The organism is Limnobaculum xujianqingii (genome assembly GCF_013394855.1).
GTDB classification, from domain to species: domain Bacteria; phylum Pseudomonadota; class Gammaproteobacteria; order Enterobacterales; family Enterobacteriaceae; genus Limnobaculum; species Limnobaculum xujianqingii.
In genome coordinates, this window is the sequence record NZ_JABMLK010000002.1 from 69,952 (window position 1) to 89,786 (window position 19,835).

The following is a 19,835-nucleotide window of genomic DNA, read 5'->3' on the forward strand; positions in this document are numbered from 1 at the left end:
AACAAGGAAGGGTTATGAATGTATATTTGAGCGAAAACTTTATCTAAATGAGCGAATAAGCTAAATGGCGGTGAAAGAAGACAGGGTGAATGATGGAGGTAGCCCGAATAACGAGTGGTATATCCGGGCCAGAAAGAGTGGGGAAATTAACGGTAGTCAGGGCCGACAACAGAATAGCGGCCGCTGCCCAGCAGCATGGTGGCAATAGCACCAAAGAAATAGAGCGCTTCGGTTTCTAAGCCCCAGGCTCCGACTTTTGTTAGCGTGTATATTTTGGCAGTGCCTACCATTAAAGTCGCTACCAGCAAGGTGAAAGCGACAATTAATGCTGCCGGACGAGTGAAGATGCCAAGAATAATCAGTATTGGGGCAACAATTTCACCAATAAAAACGCCGTAAGCAATGAAATAAGGTAATCCCTGACCAACTAACATGTCACCAATCCAGCCAACCCCATGATCTATTTTAGCTACGCCGTGAAATATCATAAGTACAGAAAATACGACTCTTAAAAGAAGCTTTCCACCGTCCTGATGGTCTGTCAGGCGTGTAAATGACTGATTCAGTTTTGCAAGCATGGTTTTCGTCCTGTTTTGCTATCATTGATAATGTATATATTGGGTTATTGGCTAATTTCTAGACTTATATCTCGATATATTGTCCGAGAATGGATGAAAACCCACCCCCACTGGGATGAAGTATAGTTGAATTGTTCCAGTTATCCAGATGTTGAGAGATTTATTTTGTTTGGAAAAATAAGCGTTGTAATAACCTGAATGCATTGCAACATAAAAAATTATATCTTACGCAATGAATGGTTTTTAAGATCGAGTTTTTATGATTATTTTATGGATTATTCCATTTTTCATCCTATGAGAGAGGATAAACCCAAAACATTTTACCAAAATATTCGAAAGTTTATTCCGGAAGGCTCTATATGTGGTTATTGAATATACACAGGTGGGGTATTTATATTTATTTAGCAGAGTGAAATATTGGTAATTATGACAGTATATCTTATTACAAGATGGGGCTATGCTATGTAGATACAGTGTGGACGATGAATATATTCGGCGTCAGAATTAGAGGTAGCAATAGATTATGGGGCCTTTGAAAAATGATAAAAGTATTAAGTTACTTTTAGAAAGACAATTACAGTCATATGGTATTAACCATTATTGTTATTTTCTACTCCCTAAGTATGCGCAGACTTCACCAGTCATCCTCTCAAACTACCCGGAAGAGTGGTTATCATGTTATATCGCCGCGGAACTTTATCTTTTCGATCCGGTAGTAGTGCACGCAAAACAGACAATACTTCCTTTTGCATGGAGTGACATTCTGGCACCGACTAAAAGTACCACCAATGGCAGTATGGATACTTTTGCTTCACGTTATAATGTTTTTGATGGTTTTACTTTTACACTCCGGGATGCTAATAATCGTCTGGCTTTGCTAAGTTTTTGCAATATAAACGAAGATGATAACTTCCACGATAATATTCAAAAGAATCTGGCAGATATACAACTTTTACTAATTAAAACTCATGATAAAGTTATTAATGACAACCAACTTATTGAGAGTGAGGGTTCAATATTATCATCGCGGGAGTTAGAGATATTGCAATGGGTTAGTATGGGTAAAACCTATATTGAATCAGCCATAATTTTAGGTATTCGTGAAAGAACGATTAAATTTCATATGAAGAATATTGTAAATAAACTGAATGTTTCAAATGCCAGACATGCAATAAAGAAAGCGATTGAGCTGAATTTACTTAATTAGACAGGCTATGGTTGGGAACGCTGCAATTACCCTGTCAAAAAACTGTTCGAAATATGAACGTTTCAGTGAGTAATTTTGGTATGGGAAATAAGTTGTGAGAAAAGCTATTCCTCATCATCATGATTTTTAGTTTATATTCAACGTGTTGTGTGCAGAATGTAGCTATTCAACCTGAATAAAAATCAGATAAAATAATCCCACCTCGTTGATTATCCTGATATTTCTATCCGACATTTTTTATTTTTCACTACGTGTTTATTCTCTTGAAAGTAGTAAACAGGAACTCAGAAAGATATTACTCTATGAATTTGTTGGTTTTCAGGGCAGAACCTTGAGGTGGGAAAACCACATCTTTCACTAAACTAACAAATATTTCGTCAGGCATTAATCATTCATCTCCTTGAGTGCCTGTTCGACATATAAGTAAGCAATTCCCATTATTTGCTGCTGGCGGGAAAGATGACCAAAACTAATATTAGTGGCATTAATAAGCACGGTATCCGTTTGGTCAAATGGGTTAAAACCCGTTTGCTCCTGAATCAGCTGTAGCCACTCTTTACCAAATCCACAGCTGCGCCCATAAAGATATATTTGATTGATATTTAATATATTTAAAAAGTTATACAGGCTGAGTCCAATAGAGCGAGCCGCTTTGTTTACCATACTTCGCAGTTCCTCATCTCCCCGATGGTAATGAGTAATCAGCCATTCAGTGGTAGGTGTTGCTGACAGACTCTGCTCCTGAGTTGGCCGGGCATGGACTTTACGCATCTTACGCGCCATTTTCTTTAACGCAGAAAGAGAGGCCACCGTCTCCAGGCAACCATAGCGACCACAATCACACTGGCTACCATCAGGATCGATAATGGTGTGCCCTATCTGCCCACTGCCATAGAGACTTCCCCGATAAATTTGATGGTTAATCACGAATGATGAGCCAATGCCATAATCTACATTAATGACGCAAAAATCCTGAAAGTTATGATGGTTTTGCCACTTTTCAGCCAGTGCCAGCATAATGCAGTCATTATCGATAAGTAACTCGGTGTTTAGTCGCTCTTCCAGCAGATATTTGATCTCTATAGGGTCATTCCATGGTGCCTGAGGCATATTCTGTGAGACACCAGTGACCGGGTTAACCTGGCCATGAATTGACAGCGCCAGTCGCAATGGTTGAGGACGATTGAGCTGATAATACTCCCGATATAAGCGTTCAATTTCTGTCAGTAATGCTTCTGGCGTTGTGGCCTTGATGCTGGTGGATTTCAGGGCGGATTGAGGCGTAATCCAGCCATCAACTAAAACGCTTTCAATCATATAGGGAGTAACGTTAAGGCACAGGATAAAACCCGGCTCTGGCGTAATACGATAGCTGCCACCGCTATTTCCTCTGGCATGAAGGCTTTCTTGTTGGTGAGAGACTTTATTTTCCTGTTCCAGTTCCGACAGGATCTTACTTACGGCAGGAATTGAAAGCTGGGATCGTTTCGCCAGCGTAGATTTACTGGCGATCTTTTCCCGATACAGAATTTCTAACAGTACGCTTTTGTTGTGATGTCGTATGCGTTGATTGTTGAGTCCGTAAGCTGGCATATCACTTAACTCCGTTAACTATAATGCGTGATCATTGTGCATAACTTGCGCATTTTTGTCTATTAGACTGGCCCAAACTTATTTTTCAGTATTACTGGTTAAATTTGAGGGACGTTATGAGTCAGGTAAAAGTTTGGCAGGAAATGGTAGATATTCCGACTTATGAAGCGGGAGCTCAGGATGTTCATCCCATGTTTCTGGAACATCGAGTCTATCAGGGATCGTCCGGTGCGGTTTATCCCTATGGCGTAACGGATGTGCTTAGTGATGAAAAAGTGATGAAGTCCTATCGGGCTTTGTGGCTGGAAAATGACTACCTGAAAGTGATGCTGCTCCCTGAGTTAGGTGGGAGAGTACATAAAGCCTGGGATAAAGTTAAACAGCGGGATTTTGTCTACCACAACGATGTGATTAAACCTGCGTTGGTTGGGCTGTTAGGGCCATGGATCTCTGGCGGTATTGAGTTCAACTGGCCGCAACACCATCGTCCAACTACCTTTATGCCGGTGGACTACTTTATACAGGAACAGGAAGACGGCTCGAAAACCGTCTGGATGGGAGAGATGGAACCCATGCGTGGCCTGCAGGTAATGACCGGTTTCACTCTTCATCCTAATCGTGCTCTGCTGGAAATCGTATCAAAAGTTTATAACGGTAACCCAACGCCGCGTCATTTCTTATGGTGGGCTAACCCGGCAGTAAAAGGGGGCGATGGCCATCAGAGCGTTTTTCCTCCGGATGTGACAGCGGTATTTGACCACGGTAAACGTGCAGTTTCCTCTTTCCCTATTGCCACAGGCACCTACTATAAAGTGGATTACTCTGCGGGCGTGGATATCTCTCGTTATAAAAATGTCCCGGTACCAACTTCCTATATGGCTGAAAAGTCAGACTATGACTTTGTCGGTGCTTATTGCCATGATGAAGATGGCGGCTTGCTGCATGTAGCAGATCATCACTATTCACCGGGCAAAAAACAGTGGTCCTGGGGGTATAGTGAGTTTGGTCAGGCGTGGGATCGTAACCTGACGGATGAGAACGGACCCTATATCGAGCTGATGACCGGCGTATTTACCGATAATCAACCCGATTTCACCTGGCTGGATGCCTGGGAAGAGAAACAGTTTGTGCAGAACTTTCTGCCTTACAACTCGCTGGGAACTATCCAGAATGCATCTTGTGATGCCCTGTTAAAACTGGAGCGGGAGAAAAACCAAATCGTATGGGGCGTATATGCTGTTGCTCCGCTGACTAATCATCGTTTGGTCATAACCAGCGATAAGCACCCGTCACCTCTATTAGATACTGCGATTACCCTGCAGCCAGGCAAGGTGCAGAAAGATGTATTACCCGCAAACCATGATGGTCGCTTAACCATTACTCTGTTTGATGCACAGTCTAAAGCCATATTGAGTTATACCGAACATCAGCCGCAAGAAACACCACTGCCGGAAGTGGCTAAAGCGCCATTACCTGCAGCGGAAATAACCAGTACTGATGAAACCTGGTTTATCGGTCAACATTTGGAGCAGTATAACCACGCCAGCCGTTCGGCGTTTGACTATTACCTGCGCGGTGTTGAGCTGGATCCATTGGATTATCGTAATAATTTGGCGTTGGCTACGTTGGAATACAATCGTGCTAACTACTCACAGGCCATTGAATATGCATCTCAGGCACTAAAACGTGCTCATAAACTGAATAAGAATCCGGCATGTGGGTTGGCCAGTCTGGTCAGAGCTAATGCTTATGAACGTCAGGGAGAGCTTGAGTTAGCCATAGAGGATTACTACCGCGCCACATGGAGCGGTAATGGTAAGTCCGGTGGCTATTTGGGCCTGGCTCGTCTGGCAACTCGCGATGGGGACTACCAGCAGGCACTCTCTTTCTGTCACCAGAGCCTATTAAGTAATGCAGCTAACCAGACGGTAATTTGTCTGAAAGGTCTGGTGCTGCAACTGGCAGGGCAACAGCAGGAGAGCCAACAATGGCTGACGCGCTGGTGTGCTGAGTATCCGTTAAATCCAACCTTACATTATCTGCTTTGGCGGCAATATGGTGATAGCGCTCATCTGGAACAGTGGCGTCAGGTTTCAGGTGGTCGCGGAATTAACTCACTGTTGACGGCCGGATTGATGCTGTCTTGCGGCCAGCGTGAGCTGGCTCAGGAAGTGTTGTCGCTACTCAATAGTCAGGAAACTCTGCCACTTTATCTTCATGCCAGTATGTTACCGGTTGCTGAGCGCGTATCGCTATTGGCGGACGCCCGTGCAGCTTTCCCGGTTTATGTACGTTTCCCTAATACATTAGACGAAGTGGACATGCTGGAAAGCCTGACTGAATGCTACTTTGCCCGCCATCTTCTGGCCTGCTTCCACTACAGCAAGCGTAACTATCAGCGCGCTGTTGAGTTGTGGCGTGAATGCACTGACATGCAGCCTGATTTTGCCGATGCATGGCGTGGTTTAGGTATTTATGCATGGAATAAACAGCGGGATGGAAAGCTGGCTGAAGAGTATCTGGAGCGGGCATTTAATCTTGTTCCACAGGATGCCCGACTGCTGTTTGAACGGGATTTGCTGGACAAGTTACGGGCTATGGACCCGCAAATGCGGCTCAACCGGTTAGAGAAGCATTTTACCGTTGCGCTACAAAGGGACGATCTGACGGCAGAAATGCTGGGCCTGCATAACCAACTGGGAAAATGGCAACAGGCGGCGGAGATCCTTCAGCAGCGTAAGTTCCATCCGTGGGAAGGTGGTGAAGGCAAAGTCACCGGACAATATATTTCTAATCTGCTGTTACGTGCTTTCCAACATCTGACACAGCAACAACCGGATCGGGCCGTTGAGTTGCTGCAACAGGCGCTGCATTATCCGGAAAATCTCAGTGAAGGGCGGCTTTCAGGACAAACGGATAACGATATTTGGTTCTGGTTGGGAGTTTGTGCTCAACAGCAGGGGCAAAGCTCATTAGCTCACGATTGCTTTATCAAAGCCAGTGCAGGCGACAGGGTGATAAATGTTCATCGTTACTATAACGATCAGCCGGTTGATTATCTGTTCTATCAGGGGGTTGCGCTGCGCTGTCTTGGTGATAATCAGGGCGCTTCAACCCTGTTCAGCAGTATGGCTGACTGGGCGGATGAAATGACAAAGCAAACCGTTAGCCGTGACTTCTTTGCGGTTTCACAACCGGATCTGTTAGCTCTGGATAGCGATCTACAACAACAGCATCAGGAAAATTGCTTGTTCATCCGGGCACTAGCTCACCTGGGGCAGGCGGAATTACCCGCCTTTGAGCAACACATAGACCGCCTGCTGTCATTAAACCCGGCACATAGTCGTGCTCATCAATTTAAGCTGCTGTCCGGAATGCTGGCGGAGTTTGCCGGTTATTCACCACAAACGGCTCATCAGAAGGAAAGTCAGTTAATCAGAACATAGTTCCGGCAATAAAACGAAGGGCAATTGGGAGAGACAAACCGATTGTCCAACCGGAAATAGCGATAACGGGCAATCAACAATGGTGAGGCAGGTAATGGATATCACGCTTTTTACACTGACAAATGAGGCGCTAATGGTGAAAGTTTCTTCGATGGGAGGAACGATTGAGGCGCTGTATGGCTGTCACGATGGGCGTCAGGTTCCTTTGCTGAGGCCGGGAGCGGCAACAGGAAACGCCGGACAATCCAGCTGTTTTCCTTTAGTGCCATTCGGTAATCGGGTTAAGGGAAACCGATTCTCTTTTGAAGGTGAAACCTATGCCCTGACGCCGAATACCGAGTGGGATTCGCATTATCTGCACGGCGATGGTTGGCTAAACCCATGGCAGTGTCTGGAACAGAGCTCAAAACAACTGGTGCTGGAGTATCAGCACCGTTCAGAACTCTACAGCTATACCGCTCGCCAGTGTTTTGAACTACAGGCATCTTCACTGGTGGTTAGCCTGACGGTCACTAATCAAGGGGAACAGGCATTGCCCTTTGGATTGGGCTGGCATCCCTACTTTTCATTAACCGAACAAACCAGGTTGCAGGCTAAAGCAGGAGGTTACTGGCTGGAAGACGATCAATGGCTGGCGGGTGAACATCAGACAGTATTGCCTACAGAACTTGATTTTAACCAGCCGGCATCGCTTCCGCGCCGCTGGATTAATAACGGATTTTCTCAATGGGATGGCCGTGCTCAAATTCATTGGCCTGAGCATCGCTGGTCATTAACCATGACAACTGAGCCTGCGGCACCTTGCTATTTCATCTTTGTCTCTGACCCATCGTTTGATGAGGGTTATCAGTTTGATTACTTCTGTGTTGAACCCATGAGCCACGCCGCCAACGGCCATCACCTGGAACAGGGCGGAGGGCTTAAACGACTGGCTCCGGGAGAGACATTACATCAAACCATGCGCTTAATCAGCCAGCCGGAGGTGTAACTCAACAGGAGCATTCTGAACTTATGAAAACAGTTTTATCAATTAGCTGGTAGTGCACTGATTTTAAATATTTTATCGACAGCAATCGTAGGTGATATTTATTGCGGTACTGATAGCGTTTTGCAGCTTTATTAGTTTCCCCAGTCTGCTGTCCGATTTCCAATAATGAGAGGAAGAATATGGCAAGGGCAACAAATCAGTTGAATATGGGATATATGGATGATGTGCCTGGTGGCAGCCTGTGGTGGTTTGCTGTTTGGCTATGACTGGGTGGTTATCGGCGGTGCGAAACCGTTCTATGAAGCTTACTTTTCTATTACCGATCCGGCCCAATCTGGCTGGGCGATGAGTTCAGCGTTGGTAGGCTGTGTGTTTGGTGCACTGATTTCCGGCTGGTGTGCCGATCGCTTAGGCCGCAAGCGTCCTCTGATTCTGGCTGCAATACTGTTTGCCGTTTCATCATGGGGAACCGCTATTGCAGGCAGTTTTGATGAGTTTGTACTTTACCGCATTATGGGTGGAGTAGGGATTGGTCTGGCTTCCGCTTTGAGTCCGATGTATATCGCAGAGGTAAGTCCGGCGGATAAACGCGGAAAGTTCGTGGCGGTTAACCAGCTTACCATTGTGATTGGCGTACTGGCTGCTCAACTGGTTAATTTGTTGATTGCTGAACCGGTAGAGTCTTCCGCGACGACAGCTGATTTATTACAAAGCTGGAATGGTCAAACCGGCTGGCGCTGGATGTTTGGTGCGGAACTGGTACCCGCATTAGCCTTTTTAGTATTGATGTTTTTTGTTCCTGAATCACCGCGCTGGCTGGCAAAAGCAGGCAAAGTTGAGAAAGCCAGAGGCGTATTACAGCGTATTGGTAACCAGCATTATGCGCAAACCACGCTGGATGACATTCTTCGTACCCTGGGAAGTGATTCGCAGAAGGTTCCGGTGACGGAATTACTCAATCCTAAGGTTCGTCCGATTATCGTGATTGGTATTGTGCTGGCGATGTTCCAGCAGTGGTGCGGCATCAACGTTATCTTTAACTATGCTCAGGAGATTTTTGCTTCTGCCGGATTTGATATTAACGATACGTTAAAATCTATCGTGGCAACCGGATTGATTAATCTGATCTTTACTATTCTGGCGTTGCCGCTGGTTGATAAATTAGGGCGTCGTAAATTGATGCTAATCGGTTCCCTTGGGCTAACCATTATCTATGTACTGATTGCCGGAGCTTACGCCTTTGGTGTTCTGGGATTACCAGTTCTGCTGCTGGTGCTGGCTGCCATTGCAATCTATGCCCTGACGCTGGCCCCGGTGACTTGGGTATTACTGTCAGAGATTTTCCCTAACCGCATCCGCGGTATGGCCATGGCGGTAGGCACCTTCTCATTGTGGATTGCTTGCTTCTTACTCACCTACACCTTCCCATTGCTCAACGCCGGTCTGGGAGCTTCAGGCAGCTTCCTGCTGTACGGTGTTATCTGTATGGCTGGGTTTGTGTTTATCCGCGCCCGGGTACCAGAAACTAAAGGTGTAACTCTGGAAGCCTTAGAAGATGTGTTGAGTGGCGGTGGACAGAGTACCAGTGGTAATAATGAGGGTATGGTTGAGGTTAAGTAGCGTTTTGATTCAGTGGGTATTCCGGCCGTAACTGCGATGTGTACATATGAGCATGGTGCCCGGCCGGAAGTGCATCAGTATTTAAGTCTGGAGTGCGTTGGGCCTGGTCGGGTTAGGGGCGCTCCGGCAGCTAAAGCTGCTACGACCCCAACACCCGCCCCTCCCAACGATTAGCTATCTTAAGGTATTAAACTGAACTATCAGACTTTGTTTTTAAATATAGCCCATTGTCGGGAGGGGCTCCCATGGGGGTCGACTTGGCGTAAGCCAACGACAAACAGGTCAAGCCTGTTTGAACAGCGCTAGCGCTGGCCCGAAGGGCAAAACACCGAAGGTGTTTTGTAACGGCCCGTAGGGAGACCAGGCCCGACACGCACAGAAGCCAAGTACAGGTTGTATTCCGGCCGAGCACCATGCTCATATGTACATATAGTACTTACGGCCGGAATACCCACAGAAGCTGATAACTTCATACACCGTTCTATACCTACTGGATGTACTCATTTAATTAGAAAGCCAAAAAAACTTACGAAGCCCCCGGCTTACCACACCAGTTATTTGCTTGCTTAATCCCACCATTTGGTGAGCTATATCCTAAACAACCCAGCATAGAATCAAAAATCTCTTTGTGATTTAGCGTCGCGCCTGTCCGATGTTTGGCTTTTAGTCTTTCAAATGCGTCATGACGTTCTGGCTGTTTTAAAAAACTGTCGGAAGCCCAAACCATAATCGGTACACGGAACTGTTCTGGTGGAGCCATTTCTCTTGGAGTTGCATGGAAGTGTGCATTATTACTAATGGATTCCCCATGATCGGCGGCGTAGAACACCAGTGCATTCTTGTCCCGCATTTGCTCAATCACATTAGCGATAAAGGTATCAACATACAGCACGCTGTTATCAAAGGAGTTAATTAATTGCGCTTTGGTACATGAACGGTCAATGCCCATACACTCAGGCGTATAGCGAGCAAAACTGGCTGGATAACGTTGAGAGTAAAGATAGTGAGAGCCTTTAGTATGCAGAATCACTAAGTGTTTACCGTTAGGGTAACGCTGTAGTGATTTCTGTAGTTCATTGACTAACAGCATATCATCGACAGGTTTGCCATCGTTGCGCTTCTCTGAAGCAATGGTTTCACGGAACTGGTAGTCGTTAACATTGGTGTCGTTATAGAACCACAGTTCGCTTTGCATAGCGAAAAGCTCAGAGGTAAAACCTAATGACTTCATTACTGAAAACACATTTTTTTCTTGTAATGTACGTTGGGCATTATCTTTAGTACCCCCTTCACGTACAAACATGCAGAGTAGTGAGAGCTTGGTTGCAGTATCGCAAGACTTACCTTTAAACATCAGGAGATTATCTTCTTTCTCCATTTTCGGCGTAGTCTGACGGTAATAACCCAGCATACCCATATGGTCCCAACGGGTGGTTTCCCCAATAATAAATACTACATAGGTATCGTCGATATCTGCCGGAGGAACATAGGTAAATTGTTTAGCGGGATCGAACAGATCCTGAGTGTTTTGGCTGCCTTCAGCCTTGGTATAGGCAAACAAACCGAGTGCCGCCAGCCAGTTAGAAGGAAGATAGGAGTGAGCTACTACACCACCATAACTTGGCAGATCGGTATTTGATTGTATCTCTTCACTTTTTTGCTCATAGCCTTGCAGATGAAGCGGTAACCATACTAACACCGCAGCTATCAGCAGGATGGCAAATGGTTTTTTACGCTGGCCTGGTGTTTTGATCTGCTCCATTAGGGTATGGCGTAAATTGTTTTTCCAGATCAATAACAACGGCAGGGCACTAACCAACACCATCCACAGAATCAAATGCCAGCCGATGGACTCTTTATTCATATCCATATCGGTAGTGAGCACGGATATCACAACACCATAGCCAATAACCACGTTGAAAAAAATCATGTAGTAGCTGGCAGCGACGGATATTAATACAAACAGGGTGGCGGTTATGCGATAAAACAGTTTTCCCCCAAGGGATAACAGACGCATAAGGAAAAAAGTAAAAAGAACAATAACCAGAACTTCGGTAGCAGCTTCGATGACTTTATCAAAACTCAAGCTGTGGCTAAAGCGGCGGTAGAATACTGAGAGGTTAAGGAAAATACCAATATAAATGGCTAATATTAAAGATATTTTTTGTTGTGATAACGCTTTGAGTCTGTTCATAAAGTTGATGTATCGGGTTGGCTCATCCGGTTTAGCTCTGTGATGGTCAGACAGTGTATACAAAAATTAGTGCAATTAATTTTTATTATTATTAAATAACAATGTGTTGTAAAAAAAATCAGCCAGTTTATATAAACAATTCAGCCTGTTAACCTTAGGGAAATAACTAAATGAACCGGTGGCTGAAACCGCTATTTCCCTGACTCTGTCGTTTTTATACCTGAAAGTGTTGCATTGCCGCGCTACAGGTATTGATATGAAACCAACAGATAGTGAAGGCGATTACTTGGGTTCATCCCAGGCAGAGAGATCAATGTCGGTGACTTTGTCCTGTATGCGATGAATCTTCCATACGTTATGTTCTAACCGCAGAGAGATATACAAAGTCTGTTGAAAGTCATTAGCCTTACCTAAGCGAATATCCACTTCGGCGTTAGTACCATTAATTGACTCACGTAATACTTCGATCTCGGTGCCCCAGTCGTCACCATAATCCTGAGCGCTGAGATAATAATCGGCATCTAATGGATCCTCACTGTTATTTATTTTATTTAACAGGTTAAGGGTTTCCTGACTGATGTATTTCTCGAAAGTTTTCTGATCTTCCGGATCTGCTGATGGCAGGCGTTCAATATTGGTCATATACCATTGATAAAATGCAGTAACTTGCTGCTGTGGCGTAGCCTGTTTTTCAACTTCAACTGTCTGTTCTGTAGCCAGTGTGCTTTGCCATACGGCTGGTGTTGATAGTAGCAATACCAATAAGACAATTTTTCTCAACATAGTCATTTCAGCGTTGTGCCTGATTAAATTGAAACGGTAGGAGATTTTAGGGGACAAAATGGCAGGATAAAAGAGGTGGTAAAGAATATAAAAACGGCCAATAAAAAAGGGGTGCAGGAGCACCCCAAAATCCTACAGAGAGGAGGTGGAACTTAGCGAGCTAACCAGCCGCCATCAACGGCAATAGTGTAACCATTAATATAGTCAGAAGCCGGAGATGACAGGAATACTGCCGGGCCCATCAGATCGTCAGGTAAACCCCAACGGCCAGCCGGGATACGATCCAGAATTTCTGCACTGCGGCTTTCGTCAGCACGTAGCTGTTGAGTATTGTTAGTTGCCATGTAGCCCGGTGCGATAGCATTAACGTTAATACCGTGTTTTGCCCACTCGTTAGCTAACAGACGGGTAACTCCCATCACTGCACTTTTTGATGCAGTATAAGAAGGAACACGGATACCACCCTGATAAGAGAGCATCGATGCGATATTGATGATTTTACCGCCGTGGCCTTGCTTGATAAATTGACGGGCAACTGCCTGAGACATAAAGAACACGGTTTTGATGTTAATGTTCATCACATCGTCCCAATTCTTTTCGGTGAAATCGATAGCATCTTCACGGCGAATAATACCGGCATTGTTCACCAGAATGTCGATTTTGCCGTATTCAACCAGTGCTTTTTCCAGCAGGCCAGGGATGCATTCAATGCTGCTCAGGTCAGCAGTCAGGCTTAAGAAACGGCGACCCAGTGCTTTAACTTTTTCGATAGTTTCGGTTGGTTCGGTGATGTTCACGCCAACAATGTCACAGCCGGCTTGTGCCAGACCTACAGCCATACCCTGACCTAAACCGGTATCACAACCGGTTACCATCGCTACTTTACCTTTCAAATTGAAGGAATCTAAAATCATGACAAAATCTCCCTGGTGGGCAGCCCTGAGGTTGCCCATTTTGATATAAAAGCGGCCGGTATCACCGGCCGATAACAGATGAATGAATTAACGGATATCTTTGATCTTCACATGGTCCATATCATCGTAGGTTTGGTTTTCACCAATCATGCCCCAGATGAAGGTATAATTTTTAGTACCCACACCGGAGTGAATTGACCAGCTTGGTGAAAGTACAGCCTGTTCGTTGTGTACCAGAATGTGACGGGTTTCTTGTGGTTGGCCCATCATATGGAATACGGCATTTTCTTCATCGATATTGAAGTAGAAATAGGCTTCCATACGGCGCTCATGGGTGTGAGTTGGCATGGTGTTCCATAAGCTACCTTCGGCCAGTTTGGTTAAGCCCATGCTTAACTGGCAGGTTTCTACCACTTCAGGAATCAGGTATTTGTTAATGGTGCGCAGGTTGCTGGTTTCCGGGCTACCTACGGTCATCGGAGTAACATCAGCACGGGTAATCAGTTTGGTTGGATAAGCCATATGGGCCGGTGCGCAGTTATAATAGAACTTAGCTGGTTTAGCGGCATCAACACTGTTGAAAATAACTTCTTTTGCCCCTTTACCGATGTAGATAGCTTCTTCATTACCGACTTCATAACGAGTGCCGTCAACGGTAATGATACCTGCACCACCGATATTAATTGCACCGAACTCACGACGCTCAAGGAAGTAGCTAACCCCTAATTGTTTACCCACTTCAGTACCGATAGTGACGCTTTTGCTGACCGGCATGATGCCACCGACGATGATGCGGTCGATGTGGCTGTAAGTCATGGTGTATTGGTCCGCTTCAAAGATTTTTTCAATCAGGAATTCGCGGCGTAGTTCAGTGGTATCCAGTTTTTTAGCGTGATCGCTGTGAATACTTTGACGAACTTGCATATCAGAACCTCTTTAACAAAATGAATAACAAGGATTATTTATCTCATCTCCGCCATGCGGTAGGCTAATCCACTGTCTTTATCAGGAATCAATCCTGTTAGTGTAGCCGCCATTTAAAATCATGGCGGCACCTGTCATGCTTATTGTGGCTGTGGAAGTTTATAAGCCTGGCGAGCTAGCAGTTTCCAGTCTCCGGCTTTATCTTTTTTCCAGGTCTGCATGACGCCAATTTTAACTTCACCGGGTTTACCGCTGTCGTTGGTTTTGGCTTCAAAAATGTGTCGAACAATAGCGACATCACCATCTACGTTGACCGTTTGATCATTCAGGTTTAGCGTCACAAAGCTGGATTTGCCAGTAACAATCGCGTCAACAAACTCGGCGTTGTTTTCAACGCGACCACTGGAGTGACCGTAGCTGAGGTTTGGCGATCCCACTTTTTCCAGCTCGGCTTTCTTAGCGCTTAACATCGCCTGACGCATATTTTCGACTGCATTATTTACCGCTGTGACATCTGCATTTTGAGCAAAGCATGTACCGCTGATTAACAATGAGAACAGTGCTGCACCTAATATTTTTTTCATGTTTCTTATCCCGTATCCTTGATTAAATAACCCAGAGTTCAAAACAACGTAGATAGTGTGTAAACCTTATGCTTTATCTGCCGCACCAGCGGTTTAAGCTTCTTTTACTGGCATCTTATTGCCCATGCGTTTTGCCCACATAGCGGTAATAATTGGTACCAGAACTGAAGTAACGATAACCGAAGTAGCAACCAACGCAGTGGCAGCAGGAGCAACTGGCTTAAATTGAGGCAGCATTTCCGCAATCAGTACTGGTGTAGCAACCGCTGCACCAGCAGTACTTGAAGCCGCGACTCCCGCAGTACCGTTACCTCCACCGATAAACTTGTCGGCAATGATTAATGGGATACCGGTGACAACAATGACACCCACACCTAACAGAATGCCTAACAGACCGGTTTCCAGAATAACGCCCAGGTTGATGGTGTTACCCAATGCGAAGGCAAAGAATGGAATCAGGGTATGTACTGCTTTGCTGAAGAACTCACGCAGTTCAGGATCCAGGTTACCCAAGGCAAAACCGATCAGGAATGGCAGAACGGCACCAACGAAAGCTTGCGGTTCGAAGGAGGCAATACCGGCAGTACCCAGAATGATCATGGTCATTAACGGACCGGATTCAACGGACATCAGTACGAATGCACCGGCTTCTTCTTTTGAACCGTATTGCTGCATGATAGAGGCGTACAGGCCACCGTTAGTCATGTCCATTGCGGCAACTAATGCCAGAGTGGACATACCTGCGAAGAAGCCAACTTCAACACCATGTTCAGGAATGATTTGTGATGCAACGGCTGCAACCACCCAGGCGGTAGCGATTTTAGTAATAACCAGCGTACCAGACTTACGTAATACGGTACCCGTTGCGCTCAGCTGAATGGATGCTCCCATACAGAAGAACCAGACTGCCAGAATTGGTACGGTACCTGTGATTAAACCGTTAGTGAATGAACCAAAATATTTACCCGCGCCAGGAGACAGAGTATGGCAAAGAGCACCTAAAAACAGAGGAACCAGCATCAATCCGCCAGGGATTTTGTCAATTGCCTGTTTGATTTTCATATTATTTCCACCTAGTCAGTAAGTTATTTTCAATAACGATAAGTGTGTGATTGATATCGTTGCTGAATAAACCAAAAAGTATCCTGTGACCACGCAATAATGACAGTATCAATTATTGTGTAGCTTGATGTTTTTAATTTAAGTAGTTGCGACTGCTCTTTTAAGATAAGTTCAGAAAAATATCCCTTTTTTAGTCAGGGTTTATATCTGCCTGATTTATCTTTGCTATTAGTTAATAGATTCTGGTTAAGAGTAGTTGGCTCCTTATGGCGTTGTTGGTTCCAATAATTAAAAGTAAATGAAATTCTTTAACATTTTCTGCGATATTTAATTTTAAAATAAATCATCTTATTGATATGCAATGAATTATTTCTTATTTCTGATCTTGTTCCATTTCGCAGCTTTAGTTTAGTTGGTGCAATCCTAGCTAATTATGATGGTGGTTAGCTGTGATCTGAGTCATACAAATTATATTTTGTTTGTAAATATGAAACATCGTTTCAAAATTATAATTACGCTATTTCACAAAAATCAGTCTGCCGTGCCGATGCTGTCTGTAATGTGCTGGTTTTGTAGTTTTATTTATCTTTTGGCTAAACTTAAAAAGTTCTAAGTCAGAACTATTCAGAATGAAAGTGATTCTAAAGCGTGGTAATAATTCTGTGGGTGATTATTGTGGTGGTTGGTAAATCAGATACATTGGCCTCAATGAATATTCCGGTCGTAAAATCTAATATGCTTATAATGGCTTTGTGCTCGACCGGAAGACCATCTGTACTTGGTTTTAGTGTGTGTCGGGCCTACCTTTCCTATGGGCAGTTATGAAACACCTTACGGTGTTTCACCCTTCGGGCCAGCGCAAGCGCTGTTCAAACAGGCTTTGCCTGTTTGTCGTTGGCTGACGCCAAGTCGACCCAAACGGAAAGGTCTCCCTCCAATTGCCCACGTTAAGGTATAAAACTGAACTATCAAACTTTGTCATCAATTTGTATTGGTTGTTCCATAAAATGATTAGTTAAGGTTTTAGCTGGTATCAGGGGCGCTGGAGCAACATCCATGTTGCTCGTAGCAGTTTCAGGTTTTGTTGTTACAGCATTTTCCTGATCACATAATGCAAAATACCGCCGTTCTGGTAATAGGTAAGTTCATTGCCAGTATCAATACGGCAGCGCGTGTTAATGATGTCATGGTGACCATCGGCGTGAGTGATCACTACCGTCACGGTTTGGCCCGGTTGCAGGGTAGCCAGTCCGGTAACAGTGATGGCTTCATCACCAGTTAAACCCAGAGTTTTACGAGTAACTCCCGGAGCGAACTCCAGCGGTAAAATACCCATGCCAATCAGGTTAGAGCGGTGGATACGTTCAAAAGATTCGGCAATAACCACGCGGACTCCCAGCAACATAGGGCCTTTTGCTGCCCAGTCGCGGCTGGAGCCGGAGCCATACTCTTTACCCACAATCACTGCCAGTGGCACATTGTCTTGCTGGTAACGCATGGCAGCATCGTAAATTGGCAGAGTTTCTTTGGTTGGAACATAACGGGTAAAACCACCCTCAACTCCGGGTACCATCTCATTACGAATACGGATATTGGCAAAGGTGCCGCGCATCATTACTTCATGATTACCCCGGCGTGAGCCGTAAGAGTTGAAATCTTTAGCTTCAATGCCGTGGTTATTGAGATAGATTCCCGCCGGACTGTTGGCTTTAATATTGCCTGCCGGAGAGATATGGTCGGTGGTAACGGAGTCTCCCAGCAATGCCAGAATACGGGCATCATGAATATCCTGTACTGCTTCTGGTGTTGCCTGCATGCTGGTAAAAAATGGAGGATGGCGAATGTAGGTGGAATCTTCCTGCCAGTGATAAGTTTGTGACGCTTCAATCTTGATGGATTGCCACTCTTCATCGCCATCAAACACTTCCGCGTACTCTTTACGGTACATAGCTGCGGTAACCCCTTCAACCGCCTGAGCGATTTCATGGGAGGAAGGCCAGATATCTTTCAGATAAACCGGATGCCCCTGTTTATCATGTCCCAGAGGGTCCTGAGATAAATCGACGTTCATATTACCTGCCAGCGCATAGGCCACTACCAGCGGTGGAGAGGCCAGCCAGTTAGTTTTTACCAGTGGATGAATACGACCTTCAAAGTTACGGTTACCGGATAACACCGCCCCAACGGTTAAGTCCCCTTGTTTGATGGCTTCCTCGATTGGCGCTAATAGCGGACCGGAGTTACCGATACAGGTAGTACAGCCATAGCCAACCAGGTTGAACCCAAGCATTTCCAGATAAGGAGTCAGCCCGGCGGCGTTCAGATAATCGGTAACCACTTTAGAACCGGGAGCCAGTGAAGATTTCATCCAAGGTTGACGCTGTAAGCCTTTCTCAACGGCCTTTTTAGCCAGTAATCCTGCTGCCAGCATTACGCCGGGGTTGGAAGTATTGGTACAAGAAGTGATAGCGGCGATAGCCACCGCTCCCTGTTTCAGGGCAAAGGTATTTTCTTTCAGGGTGACGGGCACCTGTTCGATACGCGGTGTTCGTGCGGTAGTATCCAATTGGGTATAGGATTCAAACGCTTGCTTAACGCCACTTAATGTCACGCGGTCCTGAGGGCGTTTTGGACCCGCCAGACTGGCCTCTACGCTGGATAAATCCAGCGACAGGGTGCTGGTAAATATGGGTTCATCCCCAGGATTGCGCCATAATCCCTGTGCTTTACTGTAGGCTTCAACCAGTGCTATTTGTTGTTCGGCACGACCGGACAGGCGCATATAGCGTAATGTCTCTTCATCGACCGGGAAGAAACCGCAGGTCGCACCAAATTCTGGTGACATATTACCGATAGTGGCACGATCCGCCAGCGTCAGGCGAGCCAGACCATCTCCGTAGAATTCAACAAATTTGCCCACCACACCGTGTTGGCGCAACATTTGGGTTACGGTTAATACCAGATCGGTGGCAGTGATACCTTCCCGTAACTGGCCGGTCATTTTAAAACCGACCACATCGGGAATTAGCATTGAAACGGGCTGGCCCAGCATGGCAGCTTCGGCTTCAATACCGCCAACGCCCCAACCCAGAATACCCAATCCATTAATCATCGTGGTATGGGAGTCAGTACCTACCAGAGTATCCGGATAGACCATCAGCTTATCATCCTGCTGCTCCTGCCAGACGGTTTGTCCCAAATATTCAAGGTTAACCTGATGACAAATACCGGTTCCCGGCGGCACTACGCGGAATCGACTAAAGGCTTTTTGCCCCCAACGCAGGAAAGCGTATCGTTCGTGGTTGCGCTGCATTTCCAGCATCACGTTAGTGGTAAAGGCTTGGGAATTGGCGTAATCATCGACAGTAACCGAGTGGTCGATGACCAGATCGGCAGGTGAAAGAGGATTGACTTTACTGGCATCACCACCGAGCCGGTGAACGGCTTCCCGCATAGCGGCCAGATCGACAATGGCCGGAACGCCGGTAAAATCTTGCATTAATACTCGCGCCGGACGATAGGCAATTTCACGATCCGCATGGCCGCTTTCCAGCCACTTAACCAGTTCAGCCAGATCGGCTTCCTGTACCGTATCGCCGTCGATAAAGCGCAGCAAATTTTCTAATAAAACTTTAAGAGATTTAGGCAGGCGTTCAATATTGCCCAGCTGAGTGGCGGCTTTCGACAGGCTGTAATAGTGATATTTCTGTTGGCCGACCGTTAGGGTGTCAAGACTCAGTTGACGTAGATCAGATGACATAGCTCCTCCATTAATTACCGATATTGCTGGCATCCGCCAGTCGTTATTTTTGAAGTGCTGCTTGGCTGTATTAAAGATAACACAAATATTTCACAACATTTGGTTAACATTTGTAAAGATCGGTGGGGCTATCAATGGAATAGGCGGAGGGAGTGAGTCTACTGCAATCAGAAACAATATTG

The 19,835-nt window shown here is 45.6% G+C and carries 12 protein-coding genes and 1 pseudogene; 4 read left to right on the forward strand and 9 right to left on the reverse strand.

Annotation, left to right across the window (positions count from 1 at the left end; translation table 11 throughout):
• Positions 1–146: 146 nt before the first annotated feature.
• Positions 147–578: a DoxX family protein gene (locus GOL65_RS14300; protein WP_140920362.1), complete on the reverse strand. Its 432-nt coding sequence runs from the start codon at positions 576–578 to the stop codon at positions 147–149.
• Positions 579–1,110: 532 nt separating this feature from the next.
• On the opposite strand from GOL65_RS14300, the gene GOL65_RS14305 reads away from it, so the two are divergent.
• Positions 1,111–1,785, forward strand: coding sequence for a helix-turn-helix transcriptional regulator (locus GOL65_RS14305; RefSeq protein WP_218652047.1), 675 nt, complete (start codon positions 1,111–1,113; stop codon positions 1,783–1,785).
• Between the two features lie 384 nt (positions 1,786–2,169).
• On the opposite strand, the gene GOL65_RS14310 is transcribed toward GOL65_RS14305, so the two are convergent.
• A complete protein-coding gene (locus GOL65_RS14310; RefSeq protein WP_140920360.1) occupies positions 2,170–3,378 on the reverse strand; it encodes an ROK family transcriptional regulator in 1,209 nt (402 codons plus the stop codon).
• A gap of 116 nt (positions 3,379–3,494) precedes the next feature.
• Between GOL65_RS14310 and GOL65_RS14315 the strand changes: the two genes are divergently transcribed.
• The 3 genes and pseudogenes from GOL65_RS14315 (at position 3,495) to GOL65_RS14325 (ending at position 9,432) form a co-directional block, all read left to right on the forward strand.
• The gene (locus GOL65_RS14315; protein WP_140920359.1) at positions 3,495–6,824 is read left to right on the forward strand and encodes a DUF5107 domain-containing protein; all 3,330 of its coding nucleotides are present in this window, start codon (positions 3,495–3,497) and stop codon (positions 6,822–6,824) included.
• Between the two features lie 100 nt (positions 6,825–6,924).
• Complete coding sequence (locus GOL65_RS14320; RefSeq protein ID WP_140920422.1) at positions 6,925–7,812, forward strand: aldose 1-epimerase; 888 nt, start codon at positions 6,925–6,927, stop codon at positions 7,810–7,812.
• Between the two features lie 179 nt (positions 7,813–7,991).
• Positions 7,992–9,432 (forward strand): annotated as a pseudogene (locus tag GOL65_RS14325) (sugar porter family MFS transporter).
• Positions 9,433–9,958: 526 nt separating this feature from the next.
• Here GOL65_RS14325 and eptB read toward each other — a convergent pair.
• The 7 genes from eptB to acnA form a co-directional block, all read right to left on the reverse strand.
• Entirely contained in the window at positions 9,959–11,626 is a 1,668-nt protein-coding gene (gene eptB / locus GOL65_RS14330) for a kdo(2)-lipid A phosphoethanolamine 7''-transferase (protein ID WP_140920357.1), read from the reverse strand.
• A gap of 282 nt (positions 11,627–11,908) precedes the next feature.
• Positions 11,909–12,409 carry a DUF3828 domain-containing protein gene (locus GOL65_RS14335; protein ID WP_218652048.1) on the reverse strand — a complete coding sequence of 167 codons (501 nt, stop codon included), beginning with the start codon at positions 12,407–12,409 and terminating at the stop codon, positions 11,909–11,911.
• A 152-nt stretch (positions 12,410–12,561) separates the two neighbouring features.
• On the reverse strand, positions 12,562–13,323 hold the full coding sequence (kduD, locus tag GOL65_RS14340; RefSeq protein ID WP_140920355.1) for a 2-dehydro-3-deoxy-D-gluconate 5-dehydrogenase KduD: 762 nt from the start codon (positions 13,321–13,323) through the stop codon (positions 12,562–12,564).
• An 87-nt stretch (positions 13,324–13,410) separates the two neighbouring features.
• A complete protein-coding gene (kduI, locus tag GOL65_RS14345; protein ID WP_140920354.1) occupies positions 13,411–14,247 on the reverse strand; it encodes a 5-dehydro-4-deoxy-D-glucuronate isomerase in 837 nt (278 codons plus the stop codon).
• A 140-nt stretch (positions 14,248–14,387) separates the two neighbouring features.
• Entirely contained in the window at positions 14,388–14,831 is a 444-nt protein-coding gene (locus tag GOL65_RS14350; RefSeq protein WP_140920353.1) for a nuclear transport factor 2 family protein, read from the reverse strand.
• A 93-nt stretch (positions 14,832–14,924) separates the two neighbouring features.
• Positions 14,925–15,893 carry a 2-keto-3-deoxygluconate transporter gene (gene kdgT / locus GOL65_RS14355; protein ID WP_140920352.1) on the reverse strand — a complete coding sequence of 323 codons (969 nt, stop codon included), beginning with the start codon at positions 15,891–15,893 and terminating at the stop codon, positions 14,925–14,927.
• A 1,087-nt stretch (positions 15,894–16,980) separates the two neighbouring features.
• Complete coding sequence (acnA, locus tag GOL65_RS14360) at positions 16,981–19,653, reverse strand: aconitate hydratase AcnA (protein ID WP_179038421.1); 2,673 nt, start codon at positions 19,651–19,653, stop codon at positions 16,981–16,983.
• Between the last annotated feature and the right edge of the window lie 182 nt (positions 19,654–19,835).

Bases quoted from the DNA above. Each gene is read 5' to 3' on its own strand.
- GOL65_RS14300 (WP_140920362.1), bottom strand. From the start codon at position 578: ATGCTTGCAAAACTGAATCAGTCATTTACACGCCTGACAGACCATCAG.
- GOL65_RS14310 (WP_140920360.1), bottom strand. From the start codon at position 3,378: ATGCCAGCTTACGGACTCAACAATCAACGCATACGACATCACAACAAA.
- GOL65_RS14315 (WP_140920359.1), top strand. From the start codon at position 3,495: ATGAGTCAGGTAAAAGTTTGGCAGGAAATGGTAGATATTCCGACTTAT.
- eptB (WP_140920357.1), bottom strand. From the start codon at position 11,626: ATGAACAGACTCAAAGCGTTATCACAACAAAAAATATCTTTAATATTA.
- GOL65_RS14335 (WP_218652048.1), bottom strand. From the start codon at position 12,409: ATGTTGAGAAAAATTGTCTTATTGGTATTGCTACTATCAACACCAGCC.
- kduD (WP_140920355.1), bottom strand. From the start codon at position 13,323: ATGATTTTAGATTCCTTCAATTTGAAAGGTAAAGTAGCGATGGTAACC.
- kduI (WP_140920354.1), bottom strand. From the start codon at position 14,247: ATGCAAGTTCGTCAAAGTATTCACAGCGATCACGCTAAAAAACTGGAT.
- GOL65_RS14350 (WP_140920353.1), bottom strand. From the start codon at position 14,831: ATGAAAAAAATATTAGGTGCAGCACTGTTCTCATTGTTAATCAGCGGT.
- kdgT (WP_140920352.1), bottom strand. From the start codon at position 15,893: ATGAAAATCAAACAGGCAATTGACAAAATCCCTGGCGGATTGATGCTG.
- acnA (WP_179038421.1), bottom strand. From the start codon at position 19,653: ATGTCATCTGATCTACGTCAACTGAGTCTTGACACCCTAACGGTCGGC.